19 protein-coding genes are annotated in these 22,339 nt (G+C 73.0%); 6 read left to right on the top strand and 13 right to left on the bottom strand.

All coding sequences use genetic code 11. From position 1 onward, the window contains the following. Positions 1–95: 95 nt before the first annotated feature. From C2L59_RS07655 to nadD, 7 genes are all read right to left on the bottom strand, one after another. Positions 96–2,477 (bottom strand): ComEC/Rec2 family competence protein, encoded by a 2,382-nt coding sequence (locus tag C2L59_RS07655; protein WP_103348794.1) that lies wholly within the window; start codon positions 2,475–2,477, stop codon positions 96–98. After that, positions 2,474–3,190, bottom strand: a complete 717-nt coding sequence (locus C2L59_RS07650; protein WP_103348793.1) for a ComEA family DNA-binding protein — start codon at positions 3,188–3,190, stop codon at positions 2,474–2,476. The genes C2L59_RS07655 and C2L59_RS07650 overlap by 4 nt, the downstream gene beginning before the upstream one ends. A gap of 102 nt (positions 3,191–3,292) precedes the next feature. Next, positions 3,293–4,198, bottom strand: a complete 906-nt coding sequence (locus tag C2L59_RS07645) for a DegV family protein (protein ID WP_103348792.1) — start codon at positions 4,196–4,198, stop codon at positions 3,293–3,295. Between the two features lie 4 nt (positions 4,199–4,202). After that, a complete protein-coding gene (gene octT / locus C2L59_RS07640) occupies positions 4,203–4,931 on the bottom strand; it encodes a diglucosylglycerate octanoyltransferase (protein ID WP_103348791.1) in 729 nt (242 codons plus the stop codon). Positions 4,932–4,934: 3 nt separating this feature from the next. Continuing rightward, complete coding sequence (locus tag C2L59_RS07635) at positions 4,935–5,549, bottom strand: histidine phosphatase family protein (RefSeq protein ID WP_103348790.1); 615 nt, start codon at positions 5,547–5,549, stop codon at positions 4,935–4,937. Further along, positions 5,546–5,941, bottom strand: a complete 396-nt coding sequence (rsfS, locus tag C2L59_RS07630) for a ribosome silencing factor (protein WP_003067112.1) — start codon at positions 5,939–5,941, stop codon at positions 5,546–5,548. Before rsfS ends, C2L59_RS07635 begins: the two co-directional genes overlap by 4 nt. Before the next feature lie 60 nt (positions 5,942–6,001). Then, positions 6,002–6,571, bottom strand: coding sequence for a nicotinate-nucleotide adenylyltransferase (nadD, locus tag C2L59_RS07625; protein WP_233223333.1), 570 nt, complete (start codon positions 6,569–6,571; stop codon positions 6,002–6,004). Between the two features lie 197 nt (positions 6,572–6,768). On the opposite strand from nadD, the gene C2L59_RS07620 reads away from it, so the two are divergent. From C2L59_RS07620 to C2L59_RS07605, 4 genes are all read left to right on the top strand, one after another. Further along, entirely contained in the window at positions 6,769–8,880 is a 2,112-nt protein-coding gene (locus tag C2L59_RS07620; protein WP_103348788.1) for a RecQ family ATP-dependent DNA helicase, read from the top strand. 200 nt (positions 8,881–9,080) lie between these two features. After that, on the top strand, positions 9,081–10,367 hold the full coding sequence (locus C2L59_RS07615; RefSeq protein ID WP_103348858.1) for an MFS transporter: 1,287 nt from the start codon (positions 9,081–9,083) through the stop codon (positions 10,365–10,367). Between the two features lie 71 nt (positions 10,368–10,438). Beyond that, positions 10,439–12,160, top strand: coding sequence for an arginine--tRNA ligase (gene argS, locus C2L59_RS07610; RefSeq protein ID WP_103348787.1), 1,722 nt, complete (start codon positions 10,439–10,441; stop codon positions 12,158–12,160). 13 nt (positions 12,161–12,173) lie between these two features. Beyond that, positions 12,174–12,458, top strand: coding sequence for a putative quinol monooxygenase (locus C2L59_RS07605; protein ID WP_103348786.1), 285 nt, complete (start codon positions 12,174–12,176; stop codon positions 12,456–12,458). On the opposite strand, the gene C2L59_RS07600 is transcribed toward C2L59_RS07605, so the two are convergent. Next, complete coding sequence (locus C2L59_RS07600) at positions 12,428–13,027, bottom strand: TetR/AcrR family transcriptional regulator (RefSeq protein ID WP_103348785.1); 600 nt, start codon at positions 13,025–13,027, stop codon at positions 12,428–12,430. The two genes, C2L59_RS07605 and C2L59_RS07600, sit on opposite strands and share 31 nt — an antisense overlap. A gap of 61 nt (positions 13,028–13,088) precedes the next feature. Between C2L59_RS07600 and C2L59_RS07595 the strand changes: the two genes are divergently transcribed. Continuing rightward, the gene (locus tag C2L59_RS07595) at positions 13,089–13,802 is read left to right on the top strand and encodes an SDR family oxidoreductase (RefSeq protein ID WP_103348784.1); all 714 of its coding nucleotides are present in this window, start codon (positions 13,089–13,091) and stop codon (positions 13,800–13,802) included. A 150-nt stretch (positions 13,803–13,952) separates the two neighbouring features. Here C2L59_RS07595 and proB read toward each other — a convergent pair whose 3' ends face one another. The 5 genes from proB to C2L59_RS07570 all read right to left on the bottom strand — a co-directional run bounded on the left by proB (position 13,953) and on the right by C2L59_RS07570 (position 20,378). Further along, entirely contained in the window at positions 13,953–15,062 is a 1,110-nt protein-coding gene (gene proB, locus C2L59_RS07590) for a glutamate 5-kinase (protein WP_103348783.1), read from the bottom strand. Further along, positions 15,059–16,522, bottom strand: coding sequence for a GTPase ObgE (gene obgE / locus C2L59_RS07585; protein ID WP_103348782.1), 1,464 nt, complete (start codon positions 16,520–16,522; stop codon positions 15,059–15,061). Before obgE ends, proB begins: the two co-directional genes overlap by 4 nt. A gap of 106 nt (positions 16,523–16,628) precedes the next feature. Continuing rightward, positions 16,629–16,886, bottom strand: coding sequence for a 50S ribosomal protein L27 (gene rpmA, locus C2L59_RS07580; RefSeq protein WP_103348781.1), 258 nt, complete (start codon positions 16,884–16,886; stop codon positions 16,629–16,631). A 40-nt stretch (positions 16,887–16,926) separates the two neighbouring features. After that, on the bottom strand, positions 16,927–17,241 hold the full coding sequence (rplU, locus tag C2L59_RS07575) for a 50S ribosomal protein L21 (protein WP_003067132.1): 315 nt from the start codon (positions 17,239–17,241) through the stop codon (positions 16,927–16,929). Between the two features lie 164 nt (positions 17,242–17,405). Beyond that, positions 17,406–20,378, bottom strand: a complete 2,973-nt coding sequence (locus C2L59_RS07570; protein WP_103348780.1) for a translation initiation factor IF-2 N-terminal domain-containing protein — start codon at positions 20,376–20,378, stop codon at positions 17,406–17,408. 536 nt (positions 20,379–20,914) lie between these two features. Between C2L59_RS07570 and C2L59_RS07565 the strand changes: the two genes are divergently transcribed. After that, entirely contained in the window at positions 20,915–22,333 is a 1,419-nt protein-coding gene (locus C2L59_RS07565; protein ID WP_103348779.1) for a S8 family serine peptidase, read from the top strand. Positions 22,334–22,339 lie beyond the last annotated feature (6 nt).

Here is a 22,339-nt window from a genome sequence, read left to right as displayed (position 1 = left end):
GCGGCCGAGCCCGTGCTCCGGGGCGGTCCGCGGAGCTCGCCGACGTGAGTCAGCCCTGCCGGCGGATGAGCGAACCAGCGCGCAGCAGTGTCGGCTCAGGGGCGGGGCGGTCCGCGGGGCTCGCCGCGGCGGGCGATTGCCGGGCCCGCTGGGTCGGGCACCACTGCCGTGTCGCCGTCGAGATCCGTTCTCGTGACCCGTGCTCCCAGGGCCGTCAATGTGTCCAATGTGGACTTGTTCGGGTGGCCGTAGGTGTTGCCTGCTCCCACGCTGACCAATGCCACCCGCGGCTCCACGGCCGCGAGGAACGACGGCAAGGAATATCTCGAGCCGTGGTGGGGGACTTTCAGGACCTCCGCTCTCAAGTCGGTGATGTCGGCCAGGAGGTCTGCCTGGGCCGCCAGCTCGACGTCGCCCGTCAGCAAGAGCCGGCCCGCTGGGGTTTTTGCGCGCAGGACCACCGAGCTGTTGTTGATCGTGGTGCCGTCCTGCTGGCCGGGTGAGCGGGAGGGCACGTACCGGGGGCCGAGCACGTCCAGGGACAGCCCTGGCCAATCCAGGTGCTCCCCGGGGCTCAGTTCGACCAACGGCACGGCCTGCCGGGCGGCCTCCGCTGCGACCTGCCGCCACGCCCACTCCGGCGCGCGGCCCGGCCCGACCGCGATTGCGCCCACCGCGCGGCCGTCGAAGACCGAGGTGAGGCCGCCGATGTGGTCCGCGTGCAGGTGGCTCAGCACCAGCAGGGGGATCCGGTCGACGCCGAGGCGGTTCAGGCACTCGTCGACCGGTCCCGGTTCGGGTCCGGTGTCGACCACGATCGCGCGGCCGGGTGTTGCCGTTGCCAGCACGATCGCATCGCCCTGGCCGACGTCGCACTCGACCGCCGCCCAGTTCTGCGGTGGCCAGCCCGGTGCCAGGACCTTCACCGGCACGAACACCAGCAGCACCCCGACGACGAGCACCGCCATCAGCAGCCGCACGCGCCGGTGGCGGGCCGCGAGGACCAGTCCGCCGAGGACGGCGGCAGCGAGGAGCCCGCCCGTCCAGCCGCCGGGCCAGGTGACGACCGCGCCCGGGGCTCGTGCGCCGTGGCGGGCCACCGTGATCAGCCAGCGGGCCTCGGGATCGGCCAAGTGCACCAGGATCTTCCCGGCGCCCGGCCACCACGGGCCGGTCAGCGTCGCCAGCACGCCGAGCACCGTCGCCGGAGCCACCACCGGCGCGGCCAGGATGTTGGTCAGCACCGAAACCAGGCTCACGGAGCCCGCCATGCCCGCGAGGACCGGCGCCGTCACGAGGAAGGCCGCCAGCGGGATCGCCAGCCCTTCCGCGAAGCCCGGCGGGACGCCGCGGCGGACCAGCGCGCCGGCCCAGCGGGGCGCGAGCAGGACGAGCCCGGCGGTCGCGCAGACCGACAGGGCGAACCCGAAGTCCGTGGCCATCGCCGGATCCGCCACCACCAGCACGCACACCGCGAACGCCAACGCGGGCAGCGCCGAACCCCGCCGTCCCAAGGCCAGCGCCAGCAACGCCACGGCCGCCATGACACCGGCGCGCAGCACGCTCGGCTCCGGGCCGACCAGGACGAGGAACCCGGCCAGGCACGTCCCGGCCGCCGTCGCCGACAACCGCGGCCCGAGCCGGAGCAGGCGCAGCAGGAGCAGCACCGCCCCGCAGACGACCGCCAGGTTCCCGCCGCTGACCGCGGTGAGGTGCGCGAGGCCCGCCGTGACGAACTCCTGCTCGACGCGCGGCGACAGCGCACTCGTGTCGCCCAGCACCAGTCCCGGCAGCAGGCCCGCCGGCTCGTCGGGCAGGACCTGGCACAGGTCGTGCAGACCGGTGCGCAGCCCGGCCGCCGCCCGCTGCCACCACGGCGCCGGGCCGGGCTCGCCCGGCGGTCCGCGCACGGACAGGACCGCCACGGTCAGGTCCGAGCCGCGCGGCGGCATCAGCGGGCCGGTCACGCTCACCTCTTGGCCCGGCAGCAGCGACGCCCACTGCGCGACCGGCGCCAGCAGCAGGACGCGCCCGGACGACGGGACCGGCCGCCCGTCGACCGACGCCGTGAGCACGTCGGCCGCGAGTACGACCGACCGCGCGCCGGCCTGCCGGTCGGCGTACCCCGCACTGCGCACGGGCTTCGGACGTTCGGCGACGACGACTCGCAACGCTGCGGGCGGCCCTTCCGCTGCCACGGCCCGGAGTCCGTCCTCCTGCGCGTCACGGATGCGCCAGGCAACCGGGCCGGCGGCGAGCAGGCCCAGCGCCAGCAGGACCGCCGCCGCCTCGCGCACCCGCGGACGTTCGCGGGCCCGCCAGAGCACCAGCCCGGCGACGACCGCCGACGCCAGGCCGGCCGCGACGGCCGCCCACCAGCCGAGCAGCAGGCCGGCCAGGGCCGCGAGCCAGCACGCCAGCGCGGCCGGGACCAGCCGCATGTCCTGCCGGGTGTCGACCACGGGAAGGGCGCTCATCCGACCGTCACCTGCTCTCGCAGGCGGGCGAACTTGCTTTCCCCGATGCCGTCGACGTCGCGCAGCTGCTCGACCTTGGCGAAGCCGCCGTGGTCGGTGCGCCACTGGACGATCCGCTTGGCCATCACCTCGCCGACGCCGGGCAGTGTGTCCAGCTGGTCCGGCGTGGCCGTGTTCAGGTCGACCTTCCCGCTGCCCGTCGGCGCCGAGCCGGGCACTGCCGCGGGCGCCGGGACCCCGACCGCCAGCTGCTCGCCGTCGGCCACCTTGCGGGCCAGGTTCAACGGACCGAGGTCCACGCCCGGCTCCGCGCCGCCGGCCGCGCGCAACACGTCGGCCACCCGGGCGCCCTGGGACACCGTGATCAGCCCCGGCGAGCGGACGCGGCCGATCACGCTGACCACGAGACCGGGCGGCGGCGCGGCGCGCGCCTCGGCCGCCGGTTTCGCGCTCGGCAGCGCGGGTGGCGGCTCGGGCGCCGGGCTGTCCGCGGCCAGGGCGACCGAGCCGAGGACGATCACCACGACCGCGGCGAGGACGCCGGCCAGCGCCCACCGGCGGCGGCCGGCTCCGGGCGGTCCGCCCGGCAGCCAGCGTCGGATCAGCCGGCCGCCCGGTCCGACCGTGCTCGCATCGGGCGAGAGCTGGTCGGCCAGCCAGGAGAGCCGGTCGTTGACGGGAGGGCCCGGATCCCGGGCGGTCTGCTCGAACACACGATCGACGTTAGGGCCCGCGGGGAGGGTCCGACAGGGGTGCCGCCGCGTCCTGTGGACAACCGGGGTGTTGTGGGTGGATGGCCGGCGCGAAGCCCGGGATCAGCCGTTTTCGTCGTACCCGGGTGGCATGCTGGAGGGTTCGGCGCGCCGGCGGCCGGGTGCGACCGTCCGCTGGACGACCACGCCCAGCACCCCCGGCCCGGTGTGGGCCCCGATCACCGCGCCCAGCTCGGAGACCACGCAGCCCGCCGAGCGCGGCACGGCCTCTTCAAGCCGGTTCGCCAGCTCGACCGCCCGTTCGGGCGACGCGAGGTGGTGGACGGCGAGCTCGACGTCGTCGTCCTTCGCGGCCGCGGCGGCCAGCTCGACCAGCCGCGCGATCGCCCGGTTCATGGTGCGGACCTTCTCCAGCGGCAGGATCCGCCCGTCGGACATGTGCAGCACCGGCTTCACCGCCAGCGCCGTGCCGAGCAGCGCCGCCGCCGGGCCGATCCGGCCGCCACGGCGCAGGTGGTCGAGGGTTTCCACGACGAACAACGTCGACGAGCAGCCGGCGGCGGTCACCGCCGCGGCCTCGACTTCGGCCGCCGCGGCCCCTGCGGAGGCGGCGGAAGCGGCGTGCAGCGCGGCGAACCCCAGGCCCATCGCGGTGGTCCGGGAATCGACGACGCGAACCCGGTCGGGCCCGACTTCCTGCGCCGCCAGCACCGCCGCTTCCCAGGTGCCCGACAGTTCGCGCGACAGGTGCACCGACACGATCGCCTCCGCGCCGTCGGCGAACGCCGCCCGGTACTCCTCCGCGAATTCGGTGGGGGTCGGCCGCGAGGTCGTGACGATCTTCCGCTGCTTCATCGCCTCAGCGACCGCCGCCGGCCCGGTCTCGACGCCGTCGAGCGAAACCACGCCGTCGACCAGGACGTGCAGCGGCACCACCCGGACCGCGTGCCGTTCGGCGAAACCCTCCGGCAGGTGGGCGGTGGAATCCGTGACTACGGCGACCGACACGCCGTCAGCCTACGTGCCGGGAGGCCAGCACCGGCGCCATCAACACGGACATCGCCTCGCCCACCGCGGCGTGCCCCGGCCAGCCCCAGTGCATGCCGTCCGGGTTGCCCGCGCCGCTGAGCACGTGCTCCCCCACAACGGCTTCGAGGTCCAGCAAAGGAACCGTCGCCCGCTCGCTCCAAGCCCTCATCGCCGCCGCCGCGGCCGGCCGTGCCGTGTGCACGCCGCCGTAGGCCGCCGCGCGGTGCACCGACGGCAGCATGCCGAAGATCGGCAGGCCGGGCCGCAGGACGCGCAGCGCCCCCACGGCGGTGTCGAGGTACTGCACGGTCAGCTTGGCCGGCAACACCGCGGGACGGCCGCGAAAAGCGACCGACAGCCGCGGTTGCGCCGCGAGATAGGCCTTGCGGACGACGCGCCGCACCGGATCGGGCCGCAGGTACCGCAGCCCGGTGCGCAGGTAGGTCGGCAACGGCGAGGGCAGCGTGTCCATGCTGCCGATGGCGAACACGACGGCGTCCACGTGGTGCAGGTCGGCCCAGACGCGCGGATCGCCGGTCAGCGACCACCAGGCGTCCCGGGCATTCCAGCCGATCCCGGCGACCAGGTCGGCGGAACCACCCAACGCGGCAGCGGCCACGTTCGGCCACAGCCGCGGCTCGTCCGCGGCGCAGGGCCCTTCGGGACCGTGAAAGCTCAGCGAATCGCCGAACACCAGCAGGCGCGGCCCCATCGGCTAGCCGTGCATCCCCGCGTTGTAGGCGTGCAGCCGCCACTTCCCGTCGCGACGGCCCAGCTCGACCCAGTGGCAGTTCGAGATGCCGCCGAGCGACGGCCAGATCGCGACCGGGAGGTTCAGCAGCCGCGCGGTGAGCGCGATGATCAGCCCGCCGTGCGCGGCCAGCAGCACGGTCTCCCCCGCGTCGGAGTTGGCCTGCTGCAGGTCGGTGACGACTTCGCTCGCGCGGTCGGCGACGTCGACGCGGTTTTCGCCGCCCGGCGGGGCCCAGGTCGCGTCGGTGCGCCAGCGGTCGCGCTCACCGGGGTAGGCCTTGTCGACCTCTTCGCCGGTGAGGCCCTGCCATTCGCCCAGGTGCGTCTCGCGAAGCCGCTTGTCGATCCGGAGCGGGACGCCGATGGCGTCGGTGAGCACGGTGGCGGTGTCGGTGGCCCGGCGCAGGTCGGAGGCGATGACGAGGTCCGGGGAGAAGCGGGCCAGTGCGGGCACCGCGAACCGGGCCTGGTTCCAGCCGCGAGGCGTCAGCGCGGAGTCCAGGTGACCCTGCATCCGCCCGGCGGCGTTGTAGTCCGTCTCGCCGTGACGCCAGAGCACCAGCCGCCGGGGGCTCACGGGACGTCCGGGTCCTCGTCGGCGGGTGGCTCCTCGAGTCCGGCCACCTCGATGCGGGGGCAGTCCTTCCACAGCCGCTCGAGGCCGTAGAACGTGCGCTCTTCGACGTGCTGGACGTGCACGACCACATCGACGTAGTCGAGCAGCACCCAGCGCCCTTCGCGCGCACCTTCGCGGCGGACCGGCTTGTGGCCGCTCTCCCGCAGTTTTTCTTCGACGTTGTCCACGATCGCGCCGACCAGGCGCTCGTTGGACGCGGAGGCGATGACGAAGGCGTCGGTGATGACGAGCTGTTCGGACACGTCCAGCACGACGACGTCGCTGGCCTTCTTGTCCGCCGCCGCGTGGGCGGCCGCTACGGCCAGCTCTCGAGCCTCGGACGTGGCTGCCACGGTGCTCCTTTTCCAGTTCGGGTTCGCCCGAGAAGGGTACCCGCAGGCACCAGCGGCCCTTCAGTCGCTCTTCCGGTAGAGGTCCTTTTTGGCGATGTAGCGGACGACGCCGTCGGGAACGAGGTACCAGACCGGCTCCCCGCGCTCGACCCGGTCGCGGCAGCCGGTCGACGAAATGGCCATCGCGGTGACCTCGACGAGGCTCACCTTGCCGCTGGGCAGGTGGTGCGAGTTGAGCCGGTAGCCGGGTCGCGTGACGCCGATGAAGTGGGCGAAGTCGAACAGCTCGTCGGCCTTGTGCCAGGTCAGGATCTGTTCCAGCGCGTCGGCGCCGGTGATGAAGAAGAGCTCGTCTTCGGGGTATTCGGCGTGCAGGTCGCGCAGGGTGTCGACGGTGTAGGTCTGGCCGCCGCGATCGATGTCGACGCGGCTGACGGAGAAGACCGGGTTGGACGCGGTCGCGATCACCGTCATCAGGTAGCGGTCTTCGGCCCGGGTCACCTCGCGGCCGGTCTTCTGCCACGGCTGCCCGGTGGGGACGAAGATCACCTCGTCCAGCCCGAACCGGGACTGGACCTCGCTGGCCGCGACGAGGTGGCCGTGGTGCACGGGGTCGAAGGTGCCGCCCATGACCCCGATCCGCCGTGGTGACATGACCGGAGAGCCTATACAGCGGAGCCCCGCGTGGCCGGGTGCTGTTCGCCACCCCGCCCGACCGGGCCGATTATGTGATTCAGGTCACAATACACCCCGTATGCGTCGCGAACGCTCCGTTCGCGACGGTTCCGATTCCCGATCTGTCGGTGTCATGGGGTAGACGTGGGGACGTGGACACGACCTGCACCGCCTCAGCCCTCCGCGACCGCGCCGAGACCCTCCTCCGGGCCCTGGCCGGCGATTCGGCGAAGCTGCGCGAAGACCAGTGGACGGCCATCGAGGCCCTGGTCGCGCAGCGGCGCCGCGCGCTGGTCGTGCAACGCACCGGGTGGGGCAAGTCGGCGGTGTACTTCCTGGCCACGGCGTTGCTGCGGGAGCAGGGCAGCGGGCCGACGGTCATCGTCTCGCCGCTGCTGGCCCTGATGCGCAACCAGATCTCGGCGGCGGCGCGCGCCGGGATCCACGCGGCGACGATGAACTCCGCCAACCCGCAGGAGTGGGACCAGGTCCAGGCGGCGGTCGCGGCCGGCGAGGTGGACGTCCTGCTGGTCAGCCCCGAACGGCTGAACAACCCGGACTTCCGCGACAACGTGCTGCCGAAGCTGACCGCGAGCACCGGCCTGCTGGTGGTCGACGAGGCGCACTGCATTTCGGACTGGGGCCACGACTTCCGGCCGGACTACCGGCGGCTGCGCACGCTGCTCGGCGACCTGCCCGACGGGGTGCCGGTGCTGGCGACGACGGCGACCGCGAACGACCGCGTGGTCACCGACGTCGCCGAGCAGCTCGGCCTCGGCACCGGCGCGGACACGCTCGTGCTGCGCGGCAGCCTCGACCGGGAAAGCCTGCGGCTGTCGGTGTGCCGGCTGCCGACGTCGCAGGCGCGGCTGGCCTGGCTCGCGGAACACCTGGCCGAGCTGCCCGGGTCCGGGATCATCTACACGCTGACCGTCGCGGCGGCGCACGACGTCGCCTCGCTGCTGAAGGACCGCGGTTACCCGGTGGCGGCCTACACGGGCAAGACGGACCCGGCGGACCGGCAGGCGGCCGAGGACGACCTGCTCGGCAACCGCGTCAAGGCGCTGGTCGCGACGTCCGCGCTGGGCATGGGGTTCGACAAGCCGGACCTGGGGTTCGTCGTGCACCTCGGTGCGCCGTCGTCGCCGATCGCGTACTACCAGCAGGTCGGCCGCGCCGGGCGTGGCGTGGAGCGCGCCGAGGTCGTGCTGCTGCCCGGGGAGGAGGACAAGGCGATCTGGGCGTACTTCGGGTCGCTGGCCTTCCCGGACGAGCTGCGGGTGACACAGGTGCTGAACACCCTCGCCTACGCCGACCGTCCACTGTCGACGGCCGCGCTCGAGCCGTCGGTGGAGCTTTCCCGGTCGCGGCTGGAGATGGTGCTCAAGGTGCTGGACGTCGACGGCGCGGTGCGGCGCGTCAAGGGCGGCTGGACGAGCACGGGCGAGGACTGGCAGTACGACCGCGGGCGGTACCGGCGGGTGGCGGAGGCGCGCGACCGCGAGCAGGAGGCGATGCTCGGCTACCTCGCGACCGGGGGTTGCCGGATGGAGTACCTGCGGCGTCAGCTCGACGACCCGGAAGCGACGCCGTGCGGGCGGTGCGACAACTGCACCGGGCAGCACTGGGACACGGCGGTGGCGGACGAGGTCGTCGACGCGACCCGGGAACGGCTGCAGCGGCCGGGTGTCGAGGTCGCGCCGCGGAAGCAGTGGCCGACCGGGATGTCCTCTTTGGACGTTCCGGTGTCCGGGCGGATCTCGGCCGACGACCAGGCCGAGCCGGGCCAGGTGCTCGGGCGGCTCACCGACGTCGGCTGGGGCAACCGGCTGCGGGAGCTCGTCGGGCCGAACGCGGTGGACGCCGAGGTGCCGGACTCGGTGTTCAAGGCGTGCGTGCAGGTGCTCGCCGGGTGGCAGTGGGCGGAACGGCCGGTGGCGGTGGTGGCGGTGCCGTCGTCGACGCGGCCGCAGCTCGTGTACAGCCTGGCGACCGGACTGGCGGAGATCGGCAGGCTGGACTTCCTCGGCGCACTCGACGCCGACGGTCCGCCGCCCCGCCAGGCGAACAGCGCGCAACGACTGGCGGACCTGTGGCGGCGGCTGAGCATGCCGGCCGATCTCGCGGCGACGCTGCCGTCGGGGCCGGTGCTGCTGGTGGACGACGTGATCGACACCGGGTGGACGATGACGCTGGCCGCGCGGCTGCTGCGGCGGGCCGGGGCGCCCGCGGTGCTGCCGTTCGCGTTGGCCAGTACGGCCTGAGGGAGGAGGACGAGGAGAGGAGACGTACCTGGACGGACGACACGCGTACCCCGACGGACGACTGGCGTACCTGGAGGGTCGGCTCGCGTAGCGGGCGGGTCGGTTCGAGGTGAACAGCATCGGCCAATGGTGGGCATCTTCCGGACTGCGAACGGATGTGGCAAAGTCCCGTTGCACCTTCGGGTGACGTGGAGGCCGCCATGACCGAATCCGCCGTCCAGGTTTCGCAGCGCCACCGGCTGCCGGTGCGCAAGCTGTTCGCGGCGAGCGCCGGGAACGCGCTGGAGTGGTTCGACTGGACGATCTACGCGACGTTCAGCATCTACTTCGCCAGCGCCTTCTTCCCCGCCGGGAACGACACCCTCGCGCTGATCAACACCTTCGCCACCTACGCGCTGGCCTTCTTCTTCCGGCCGCTCGGCGGCGTCCTGCTCGGGCGCTTCGCCGATACCCGGGGCCGGAAGCCCGCCATGATCCTCACCATCGTGCTCATGGCCGGCGGCTCGGTGGCGATCGGGCTGCTGCCGACGTTCGCGCAGGTCGGCTGGCTCGCGCCGATCCTGTTGCTGCTCGCCCGCGTCGCGCAGGGGCTGTCGCTCGGCGGCGAGGTGTCGAACGCGTCCGCCTACCTGGGCGAGATCGCGCCGCCCGCGCGGCGCGGCCGGTACTCCGCGTTCTTCTACATCTCGACCGGTTCGGCGGTGCTCGTCGCGACCGTGCTCGGCTTCGTGCTGGCCCGGACGCTGGACAAGGCGCAGCTCGCCTCGTGGGGCTGGCGGCTGCCGTTCCTGCTCGGCGGCGTCTTCGGGCTGGTCGGGCTGTGGCTGCGCCGCAGCATCGCCGAGACCGAGCTGTTCGAGCAGACCAAGGCCAAAGCGCGGAAGATCGAACGGCCGCTGCTGACCACGCTGACCCACCACCCGAAGGCCGTCGGCCGGCTCGTCGGCTTCACGATGCTCTCGACCCTCTGCTACTACACCTTCTTCAGCGCGCTCACGTCCTTCGCGGTGAAGAACCGGCACGCCGGCGCGGACGCCGTCTTCCTCGCACTTTCGGTCGGCACCGCGTTGTTCATCGCACTGCAGTACCCGCTCGGGGCGTTGTCGGACCGGTTCGGCCGGAAGCCGCAGCTGCTCGTCTGGTCCGGGGCGACCGCGGTCGTCGTCGTCCCGCTGTCCACTTTGATCGGTCCGGGTGTCGGCGGGCTGCTCGTCGTGTTCTGCGTCGGGCTCGGCCTGTACACGGCGATGACGTCGATCGCGCCGGCCATCATGAGCGAGCTGTTCCCGACCGAACTGCGCGGGCTGGGCATCGGGGCCTGGTACAACCTGACCGTCGCGATCTTCGGCGGCACCGCTCCCCTGCTCATCACCCTGTTCGGTGCCGTGTCGCCGACGCTCTACTTCTGGTACGTCGCCGCGGGGGCCGCGATCGCGTTCGCGGTGATCCTCACGCTGCCGGAAACCCGGGGCAGCGAGCTGCGGTAAACCCTTCGTCATCGGCCGGTCACGCTCGCTACGCTGCCCCCTTCCGCAACCCGAGCCGAAGGAGGGACACCGTGCAGACCGCCGACGTTACCGAGGAGCTGGCGCGCCGCGTGGTGACCGCCGCCGGCCGGGCCCTCGGCGTCGAACTGACAGCTGAGCAGGCGCTGATCCAAGCGTCGCCGCGGGACGGCGTCGACTACCAGGCCAACCTCGCGATGAGCCTCGGCAAGCGGCTCGGCCGGCCGCCGCGCGAGGTCGCCGGGCTGATCGCCGAAGCGCTGGAGCTCGACGGGATCGCCGATCCGCCGGACGTCGCCGGGCCGGGCTTCCTCAACTTCGTGCTGCGCACGGATTGGCTCGCCGCGCGCACCGGCGCGTTGCTCGGCGATCCGCGGCTCGGCGTGCCGGAAACGACGGCGCCCCGGCGGATCGCGCTCGACTACAGCAGCCCGAACGTGGCCAAGGAAATGCACGTCGGGCACCTGCGCTCGTCCGTTATCGGCGACGCGCTCGCCCGCCTGCTGCGGTTCGCCGGGCACGAAGTGCTGCCGCACAACCACCTCGGCGACTGGGGCACACCCTTCGGCATGCTCATCGAGCACCTCCTCGACGTCTCCGCGGGGCAACGCGCGATCGCCGACCTCGACGCTTTTTACCGTGAAGCGCGCCGGAAGTTCGACACCGACGAAGCGTTCGCGACGCGGGCGCGCACCCGCGTCGTCAAGCTGCAGAGCGGGGACGAAGACACCCTCGCCGTCTGGCAGGAGCTCGTCGACGAGTCGACACGCCACTTCAACGCCGTCTACGCCCTGCTCGGCATTTCTTTGACCGACCAGGACATCTACGGCGAGAGCTTCTACAACCCGTACCTCGCGACCGTCGTCGACGACCTCGAGGGCGCCGGGTTGACCGAGGTCAGCGACGGCGCGATCTGCGTGTTCCCCGAAGGGTTCCGCAACCGCGAAGGCGACCGGCTGCCGCTGATCGTCCGCAAGCGCGACGGGGGTTACGGGTACGCCGCCACGGATCTGGCGACCGTCCGGTACTGGACGTCGGAGCGCGGCGCGACCGACCTGCTCTACGTCGTCGGGACGCCGCAGGCGCAGCACTTCGCGATGGTGTTCGCCGCCTGCCGCGCGGCGGGCTGGCTGACCGGGCACGCCGAGCACATCGGCTTCGGCACGGTGCTGGGCGCCGACGGCAAGGCCATGCGGACCCGGGCCGGCGAGACCGTCAAGCTGGCCGACCTGCTCACCGAAGCCGTGACGCAGGCCGCCGCGGTCGTCGCCGAACGCAGTGAGCTCGACGCGGCGGGCCAGGCCGGGGTCGCCCACGCCGTGGGCATCGGCGCGGTGAAGTACGCCGACCTGTCCGGCGACCGCGAACGCGACTACGTCTTCGTCTGGGATCGCATGCTGGCCAAGGAAGGCAACACGTCGGTGTACCTCCAGTACGCCCACGCGCGGACGCAGTCGATCCTCCGGAAGGCGGGCAGTCTGCCGGACGGCAACGACGTCGTGCTCGAAGCTCCGGCGGAGCGGGCATTGGCGCTGAAGCTGCTTCGGTTCGGCGAAGCGTTGAAGGCGGCGACAAGCGGCTACGCGCCACACAAGCTGTGTACGTACCTGTACGAAACCGCGGTCGCGTTCTCGCGGTTCTTCGAGGAATGTCCGGTGCTGAAGGCGGCTTCGCCGGAGTTGCGCGCTTCGCGGTTGAGGTTGACCGTGGTGACGTCGCGGACGCTCGCGCTCGGGCTTTCACTGCTCGGCATCGAGGCACCCGAACGGCTCTGACGGGAGAACACGCATGATCATCGTGGCCGGCTGGCTCGCCGTCGCCCCCGAAGCGCGCGACGCCTATCTCGAGGACTGCGCCGAAGCCGTGCGTCTCGCGCGCGAGGCGCCGGGGTGTCTCGAGTACGCGCTGGGTGCCGACCTGCTCGACGCCGGCCGGGTCACGGTGTACGAGCGCTGGGAGTCCGACGAAGACCTGGCGCGCTTCCGCGGGTCCGGGCCGTCGGACGAGCAGGCGGCGCAGATTCTCGGTGCGTCGGTGGCGCGCTACCGGATTTCGGCGGTCGAGGCGCCGTGATCCGCCAGTAGCGTCACCAGCTCGCCGGCCAAGCCGCGGTCGACCGGCTCGCGCGTGGCGAGAAGCCGGTACCAGAGCGTGCCGAACACGACGTCGAGCACCGTGCCGGGCGGCACGCCGGCCGGGAGTTCGCCGCGTTCGCCGGCGCGGTCGACGAGCGTGCCGAGCGCGTCGCGGCGGCGTAGGAGGAAGTCCGCCCGGAAGCGGTGGCCGAACTCGGGGTCGATCTGCGCCTGCGCCATCAGCGCGCGAAGCGTGTCCGCGACCGGAGATTTCCCGCCCAGTTCGAAGGTGCTGTCCAGAAATCGGGCCAGGTCGGCGCGGAAGGACCCCTGGTCGGGGATGGGGATCTGCAGGTCCGCCTTCGTCGCGAGCGCGTCGAGCAGGACGTCGGCCTTCGACGGCCACCAGCGGTAGATCGTCTGCTTGCCGACGCCCGAACGCGCGGCGATGCCTTCGATGGTCAGCGCGCCGTAGCCGCTCTCGGCGACGAGCTCCAGCGTGGCGGCGAGGATCGCCAGACGGCTCTGCTCGCTGCGCTTGCGGCCGGGGCGGGACTGGTCGGTCATGGGTTCCGATGGTAGCGTCGATTTCGAAACGAGACGTACCGGTTCGAAATGGGGAACAAGCATGAGCATCGCTCTCGTCGCCGGCGGCACGTCGGGCATCGGCCTGGCGACCGCGCGGCGGCTTCGGCAGCGGGGTTACGACGTCCACGTCACCGGACGTGGCAAGGAACGCCTCGACGACGTCGCGCTGAGCGACCCGGACCTGACCGGCCATCAGGCCGACGGCGGCGACGCCACGGCGATGGCCGCGCTGGCCGGCTCGCTCGGGACGGTCGACGTGCTGGTGGTGAGCCTGTCCGGCACCGAAGGCATGGGGCCGATCGAGGCGCTGGACCTGGCCATGCTGCGGCGGGCGTTCGACGCGAAGTTCTGGGCGCACCTGACGACGGTCCAGGCCGTGCTGCCGCACCTGGCCGCGGACGGCTCGATCACCCTGCTCAGCGCGATCACGGCCCGGGCGGCGATGGCCGGCACGGCCGGGATCGGGGCGCTGAACGCGGCGATCGAGGCGCTGGTCAAGCCGCTGGCGGTCGAGCTGGCGCCGCGGCGGGTGAACGCGGTGTCGCCGGGGGTGGTCGACACGGCGTGGTGGAGCGGGTTCCCGGCGGAACTGCGGGAGGGGTTCTTCGCGCAGACGGCGGCTTCGACCCCGGCCCGCCGGGTGGCGACGGCGGACGACGTGGCGGAGGTGGTGACGCTGGCCGCGACGAACCGGAACCTGACGGGCACGGTCCTGGAAGCCGACGGCGGGGCCCGGCTGGTTTCGCTGGGCTGACGACGCGGGGGCCGCGACAGGCGCACGGGCAGGGCTCACAGGTGTGCGGGGGAGGCATCTCGCGTGATTGGGAGCGCATCTCGCGTGATTGCGAGCGCATCTCGCGTGATTGGGAGCGCATCTCGCGTGATTGGAGGGTCGGTTCGTGGGTTAGGGGCGGAGGGGGACCAGGTCGTCGGCGTGGACTACCTCGCGGCGTTGGTCCTCGGGGAGCTCCGGGGTTGAGCGGCCGATCAGGTCCGGGAGTTCCGTTGCGTCGAAGGCCACCACGCCGCGGGCTATCGGGCGGTCGCGGGCGTCGACCAGGTCGACCACGTCGCCGGCCTGGAAGTCGCCCTCCAGGCCGGTGATGCCGGCGGCCAGGAGGGACCTGCGGCGGCGGACCACCGCCGTCACCGCGCCGTCGTCCAGGCGGAGCTTGCCCGTCGTGTCCGCCGCGTAGCCCAGCCAGAACCTGCGGGCCGACAGGCGCGTGTCCGCCGGGGCGAACGCCGTGCCCGGGGACGCCGTCGTCAACGCCGCCGCGGCCTCCGAGGCCGCCGCCAGGAGCACCGGAATGCCCGCGCCGGCCGCCGTGCGGGCGGCCGCCAGCTTGGACACCATGCCGCCGGTGCCCAGGCCCGAGCTGGACATGCCGACCGAGATTCCGTCCACATCGGACTCCGACAGCACCTCGGTCAGCTTGCGGGTCGCACCGTCGCGGGGGTCTCCGTCGTACAGACCGTCCACATCGGACAGCAGCACCAGCGCGTCCGCGCCGATCAGGTGGGCCACCAGGGCCGCCAGGCGGTCGTTGTCGCCGAAGCGGATTTCCTCGGTCGCCACCGTGTCGTTCTCGTTGACCACCGGGACCGCGCCCAGCGCCAGCAGCCGCGAAAACGTCCGCTGGGCGTTGCGGTAGTGCGACCGGCGGACGACGTCGTCGGAGGTCAGCAGCACCTGGCCGACCGTCAGCGAGTACCGCCCGAACGACTCGGCGTACGCGTGCGCCAGGGCCAGCTGGCCGACGCTCGCCGCCGCCTGCTGGGTCGCCAGGTCGCGCGGGCGCTTGCCCAGCGACAGCGGGGCCAGGCCGGCGCCGATCGCGCCCGAGGACACCAGGACGATCTGGGTTTCGCGGGCGACGCGCTCGGCGATCGCGTCGACCAGCGCGTCCAGCCGGGCCACGTCGAGCCCGCTGCCCGCGGTCGTCAGCGCCGACGAGCCGACCTTGACGACCAGCCGCCGCGCGGCGGCGATGGCTTCCCGGGTGCCGCTCACTCGTCGATGTCCAGCTCGTCGTCCTCGAAGTCTTCGCCGGAGCCCGCCCGCCGGATCCGCCGGGCCTCCTTGCGCTCGGCCGCGCCGATCCGGTCCGTGCGCTCCAGCCGGACGTCGGTGCCACGCCCGGACAGGTGGACGGCCACCGAAGGAGTCGACGGCTCCCACTCGAACTGGACGTCGCCGATCGTGACCGGGCTGCCGGGCCGGGCGCCGCGCTTCGCCAGCTCGTCCTCGACGCCGAGGCGGTTGAGCCGGTCGGCGAGGTAGCCGACGGCCTCGTCGTTGGCGAAGTCGGTCTGGCGGATCCAGCGCTCGGGCCGCGGGCCGCGGACGATGAAGGCGCCCTCTTCCTCGGGGTCCAGCTCGACGGTGAACCCGGAGTCGTCGACGGCGAGCGGCCGCAGGACGATCTTCTCCGGCTCCAGCACCGGTTGCGCCTCGCGGTACTTCTCGACGATGGCGGCCAACGCGAACGTCAGCTCACGCAGGCCCTTGCGCGAAGCCGTCGAAACCTCGAAGACCTGGAGGCCGCGAGCCTCGAAGTCCGGGCGGACGAACTCGGCGAGCTCGGCGGCCTCCGGCACGTCGATCTTGTTCAACACGACCACGCGCGGCCGCTCTTCGAGCTTCCCGCCGAGGCTCGGCGTGTACTTCGCGAGCTCCGCCTCCAGAGCGTCCACATCGGACAGCGGGTCGCGGCCCGGCTCCAGCGTCGCGCAGTCGACGACGTGCACCAGCACCGCGCAGCGCTCGATGTGGCGCAGGAAGTCGAGGCCCAGGCCCTTGCCCTCGGACGCGCCGGGGATCAGGCCGGGCACGTCGGCCATCGTGAACACCGTTTCGCCGCCGGTGATCACGCCGAGATTCGGCACCAGGGTGGTGAACGGGTAGTCGGCGATCTTCGGCTTGGCCGCGGACAGCACCGAGATCAGCGACGACTTGCCGGCGGACGGGAAGCCGAGCAGGCCGACGTCGGCGACCGACCGCAGCTCCAGCGTCAGGTCACGGCTTTCGCCCGGCTCGCCCAGCAGCGCGAACCCGGGCGCCTTGCGCGCCTTGGACGAGAGGGCGGCGTTGCCGAGCCCGCCGCGGCCGCCCTGCGCGGCGACGAACGTGGTGCCCGGGCCGATCAGATCGGCGACCATCTCGCCGTCTTCGGTGAACACGACGGTGCCGGAGGGCACCTTCATCACCAGCGTCTCCCCCGCCGCGCCGGCGCGGTTGCCGCCCTGGCCCATCTTGCCGCTGCCCGCCTTGGCGTGCGGGCGGAAGTGGAAGTCGAGCAGGGTGTGCACGTTCGGGTCGACGACCAGCAGGACGTCACCGCCGTTGCCGCCGTTGCCGCCGTCCGGGCCGCCGAGGGGCTTGAACTTCTCGCGGTGCACCGAGGCGCAGCCGTTGCCCCCGTCGCCTGCGGTCAGATGGATGACCGCTCGGTCCACGAACCGGGACGCCATGACTTGCCTCTTTCACCTGCGGAAGATCGGACACATAAAGAAGCGAGGGGTGGCACCGGATATTCCGGCCCACCCCTCGCTCAGAAAGCTACGTCGAAGCCGGAACTCAGACTTCGCTCGGCACGATGTTGACCGTCTTGCGGCCGCGCTTCTCGCCGAACTGGACCGCGCCGGCGGCCAGGGCGAACAGCGTGTCGTCGCCGCCACGGCCGACGTTGACGCCGGGGTGGAACTTGGTGCCGCGCTGGCGGATGAGGATCTCGCCCGCGTTGACTTCCTGGCCGCCGTAGCGCTTGACGCCGAGGCGCTGCGCGTTCGAATCACGACCGTTGCGGGAGCTGGATGCACCCTTCTTGTGAGCCATAGCCCAGTCCTCTTTCTTACTTAAGATCCGGAGAAAGTTCTTACAGCGAGATGGCGGTGACCTCGACGCGGGTCAGCTTCTGCCGGTGACCCTGGCGCTTGTGGTAGCCCGTCTTGTTCTTGAACTTGTGGATCCGGATCTTCGGACCCTTGGTCTGCTCGACGACCTTGCCGGTGACCGAGACCTTCGCCAGCGCGTCGGCGTCCGTGGTGACATCGCCACCGTCGACGTACAAAACGGCGGGGAGGATGTGCTCGGTGCCCGGCTCGCCCTCGAGCTTCTCGACCTCGACGACGTCGCCGACGGCCACCTTGTACTGCTTGCCGCCGGTCTTGACGATCGCGTACGCCGACACGGAAGTCTCCTGCATTACTCGACAATGGGTGGGGGCTTGCGCAACCGGCCCACCCGATGGAAACGGTGGTCCTGGACTCGCGCAGGCGACCTGCTCTGGTGGCAGGCCGTACTACAGGTTACGTGGGGTGCCCCGGTGCGTCGGCACCGGGGTCCCCTAGTCGTTCACTGGCTCTGGTCGGAGGCGTGCACCGGCGGACCCGCCGGCCGCGACGCCGCCCGGCGCGGACGGCGCCGGGTGGAGCGTCCGGCCGGTTCGGGCACGCTGACCTCGGCGACCGGCTCGGACGCGGTGACCGGCTCTTCGGCCGGCTCCGGCGCCGAAGACGCCTCGACCTCGGGCTCCTCGTCCTGCGGCACCGGCACCTCGTCCGCCTCGGTGGTCACCGGGGTGCCGGCGACCTCCTGGGCGGGCTCGGCGGCCGGCTCGGCCGCCACCGGCGTCTCGTCCGCCTCCGTGGTCGCCGGGACGTCCGCGACCTCACGGGCCGGCTCCGGGACGGCTCCGTGGCCGTTCAGCCCGCCGTGGTCGTGGTCCTTGGCGGCCTTCGCGGCGTTGGCCACCGCGGCCACCGCGGACGCGATCGACTCGCGCCGCTCCGGCGGCGGAACCGCGTGCACCTCGGCCTTGGCCGCTTCGGCCTGCTCCTTGGCGGCTTCCTCGCCCTTGCCGCGGCCCCGCGACCGGCGAGAGCTCTTCTCCCCGCCACCGCCGTTGCCGCCGCCGTTGCCACCGTTGCCGTTCCCGCCGTGGGTGTGGGCGTGGGACGGCGCCGAGCCGCCGCCGGTGCGCTGCACCTCGGTCGAGACGAGCACACCCCGGCCCTTGCAGTGCTCGCACGGCGTCGAGAACGCCTCCAGCAGGCCGGTGCCGATCTTCTTGCGGGTCATCTGGACCAGGCCGAGCGAGGTGACCTCGGCGACCTGGTGGCGCGTGCGGTCGCGGCCGAGGCACTCGGTGAGGCGGCGCAGCACCAGCTCGCGGTTGGACTCGAGCACCATGTCGATGAAGTCGATCACGATGATGCCGCCGATGTCCCGCAGCCGGAGCTGGCGGACGATCTCCTCCGCCGACTCCAGGTTGTTGCGGGTCACCGTCTCCTCGAGGTTGCCACCCGATCCGGTGAACTTGCCGGTGTTGACGTCGATCACCGTCATCGCCTCGGTGCGGTCGATGACCAGGTAACCGCCCGACGGCAGCCAGACCTTCCGGTCGAGGGCCTTGGTGATCTGCTCGTCGATCCGGTGGTCGGCGAACGCGTCGCCGGTGCCGGTGTAGCGCTTGACCCGGTCGGCGAGCTCCGGCGCGACGTGGCTGACGTAGCCGTTGATGGTCTCCCAGGAGCGGTTGCCCTGGATCTCCAGCTTGGTGAAGTCCTCGGTGAAGAGGTCGCGCACGACCTTGACCAGCAGGTCGGGCTCTTCGTAGAGCATCGTCGGCGCGCCGCCCTTCTTGCCGGAACCGGCGGCGGCCTTCTCCTTGATGACGTCCCACTGCGCCTTCAGGCGGTCGACGTCGCGGCCCAGCTCCTCCTCGCCGATGCCCTCGGAGGCGGTGCGGATGATGACGCCCGCGTCCTCCGGGACGATCCGCTTGAGGATGTCCTTGAGCCGGCGGCGCTCGTTCTCCGGCAGCTTGCGGGAGATGCCGGTGGCGCCGCCCGCGGGGACGTACACCAGGAAGCGGCCGGGCAGCGAGATCTGCGTGGTCAGCCGGGCGCCCTTGTGCCCGACCGGGTCCTTGGTCACCTGGACCAGCACCGAGTCGCCGGTGGACAGCGCCTGCTCGATCTTGCGGGCCTTGCCCTCCAGGCCGGCGGCGTCCCAGTCGACCTCGCCGGCGTAGAGCACGGCGTTGCGGCCGCGGCCGATGTCGATGAACGCGGCTTCCATGCTCGGCAGCACGTTCTGGACGCGGCCGAGGTAGACGTTGCCGACGATCGAGCCGGAGCCCGACTGCGTCACGAAGTGCTCGACCAGCACGCCGTCCTCGAGCACGGCGATCTGCGTCGAATCGCCCTTCTCGAGGACGACCATCGCGCGGTCGACCGACTCGCGCCGGGCCAGGAACTCGGCCTCGGACAGGATCGGGGCGCGGCGGCGGCCCGCCTCGCGGCCGTCGCGGCGGCGCTGGCGCTTGGCCTCCAGCCGCGTCGAGCCGCGGACGCTGCGCACCTCGTCGCGCGCCGGGCGCTCGGGCTGTTCGGCCTTCGCCTGGCGGACGTGCGTGACGGTGTTGGGCGGGTCGTCGGTGGTCTCGGCCTCGTCGCCGTCCGAGCCCTTGCGGCGACGGCGACGGCGGCGACGGCGGCTGCCGCCCTCGCCGTCGTCCGCGTCGCTCTCGGCCTCCGAAGACGACTCGGCCGCGTCCTCGGCCTCTTCGGCGTCCGCTTCGGGCTTTTCGTCCCCGCCGCGGCTCTTGCGGCGCGGCTGCTCCTCGACCTGGTCGTCCTCGGTGTCGGCGGTCTCGTCGCCGCCGTCGGCGCCCTTGCCCCGGCCACGGCCGCGACGGCCCCGGCGGCGGCGACGGCGGCTGCCGGCGTCGTCGTCATCGTCGGTGCCGGCGTCGACGTCGGCCGCGGTGGTGTCCTCGGTCTCTTCCTCGGCCACCTCGGGCTCCGGGCGCGCCGGCTCCGCGAACGGGTCGGCCGGCTTGCGGGCCGGCTTGGCCGCGGGCTCGGCGGGCTCCGGCGGCAGGAAGACCGGCGACGGCGCGGCGAAGACCGGCAGGTGCGCGCGGGCCTTCTGCCGCGGGCGCGGTTTCTCGGCCTCCGCGACCGGCACCTGGGGCACCTCGGGCACCGCCGGGCGGGCCGGTGCGGCCTCGCGGGCTTCCGGCTGCGGGGTCTCCTGCTTGCTGCCCTGAGGCGCCGCCGGCTCGGCGGGCGCGTCACCGGTGCCGGCGGGCGCGAACGCCTCGGCGACCTTGAGCGCCACTTCCCGCGTCACGCTCGACTGCGCGCTGCGGACGCTTTCGCCCAGTTCGGCGAGCTTCGCGAGGACGTCCCGGCTGTGCGATTCCAGCAGCTTGGCCAGTGCGTGCACCCGGATCCGGGCGGGCAGGTCGGCCAGCGGGCCGCTCGTGGGTGTGGCGGGATTCCCGCCGGCGTGCTCGGCGGGTGTTTCCGCGTTCGACATGTGTCTCCTCCGCCCCCGGGCGCGTCTGCCGGTTCGCACCGGCAGGGACGCGGCCGCGCAGGGGCCCCTTTCTGTTCGTTCCGCCGTGGTGGTCACCAGCGGCGGGAATCCTTGCCCGACGACCGGGCGCCGCACCACCGCTTCCGGTGGGACGCAACCCGGCCAAAGGGTCTGCTCGGCGGCGTGCGCAACGCATTCGCGGCCCCCGGGCCGCCCGCCACGTCGTCCAGCCGCCCGGTTCACGGGCGGCGACGCGCGTCGCGGGAGTTCACGCACATCACCGGGCCACAACGCCGCAGGCAGCACCTCTCACGTGCGCCCCACGGCCCAGCGGCCACCCCGAGTATCCCACACCGGGTGACCGCTCCGGTGTACTCGGTACCTCCGCCCGGCCGCCGGGCGCGCCGCGGACCCACCGGCCGGGGGAACTTGGCCGCAGCGCTTGTCCGCCGGGCACGGGGTGGCTACCGTGCGGCTCGGGGTGACCGGGATCTCGCGCGCCGGCACCCGCGGTCCTGCATCCGGTGGGAGGTCCGGTGTCCCTGCTGGCGCGGCCCCTGCGGGCGGCCGTGTGCACCGTCCTGGTGCTTTCGGGGTGCGTCACCGCCGGTCCCGCGGCGGCAGGCGAGCCCGGCTGCGCCCACGGGCGGGTCCTGCGGTACGTCGTCGCCTTCGACCGCGGCACCGCCGAGCCCGCGGCCCGCGCGGAGATCACCGCCGCCTGCGGCGCGACCACCGTCTACTACCCGCAGATCGCCGTCGCGGTCGCCACCTCCGGCGACCCGGGCTTCGGCGGGCGGATCGGGCCGGACCGGGCGTTCAGCGCCCAGGCCGAGCGGCTCGCCGCCCAGCGCGCCACCGAGGTCAGGCCGCAGCCCGTGCGGGCGACGCTGCCCGCGACCGACCCCGCGAAGGTCCCGGCCACGGACCTGAGCGGGCAGCAGTGGGACATGCGGATGATCGGCGCGCACCGCGGGGACGGCGGCCACCGCGACGTCGTGGTCGGCGTGCTCGACTCCGGGATCGACCCGGGCCACCCCGACCTCGCCGGCGCGCTCGACCGCGACGACTCGGCCGGCTGCCTGACCGGCGCCCCGGACCGCTCGCCGCCGGCCTGGGCGCCGACGACGTCGGTGCACGGCACGCACGTGGCGGGGATCATCGCGGCGGCCGACGACGGGCACGGTGTGACGGGTGTGGCGCCCGGGGTGAGCGTGGCGTCGGTGAAGGTGATCGACGACCGCGGTTACGCCGACCCCGAAGCCGCGGTGTGCGGCCTGATGTGGGCTGCGTCACGGCACATGCGGCTGACGAACAGCAGCTTCTTCGTCAACCCGTGGACGCTGTCGTGCATCCGCGGCAACGACCGCGGCGTCGTCCACGAGGTGCTGGCCCGGGCGGTCGAATACAGCACGTCGGCGGGGACGCTGAACGTCGCGGCGGCGACCAACGAGGCGGTCGACCTGACGCCGTCGGCCCGCTCCGGCTCGCCCGGGGCGGGCAGCGGCTGCGAAGCCCTGCCGGCCGCCCTGCGGGACGTCGTCGCGGTGTCCGCGGTCGGCGCCGACCGGGTGAAGGCGGGCTACAGCTCGTACGGGCTGGGCGTGATCGACATCACCGCGCCCGGCGGGGAGTCGGGTCAGTGCGTGCTCTCGACGGTGCCCGGCGGGTACGCCCCGCTGTGCGGGACGTCGATGGCCGCGCCGCACGTCACCGGCGTGCTGGCCCTGCTGGCGTCGGCCGCGGAGAAGGCCGGCCCGCGGCAGCTGCGGCGCACGCTCGACGCGCAGGCGATGCCGATGCCCTGCCCGGCCGACTACGACCTGACCGGCGACGGGCTCCAGGACGCGTACTGCGCCGGGTACGAGGGCTACAACGGGTTCTACGGGCACGGGATGGTCGACGCGCCGGCCGCCGCGGCTGTCCCGGCCGGCCGGCCGGATCCGGCGCGCTGACCCGCC

It is taken from the genome of Amycolatopsis sp. CA-128772 (assembly GCF_002904295.1).
GTDB lineage: Bacteria > Actinomycetota > Actinomycetes > Mycobacteriales > Pseudonocardiaceae > Amycolatopsis.
Note: the sequence above shows the minus strand (reverse complement) of the source record. Positions and strands in the feature narration are given on the sequence as shown.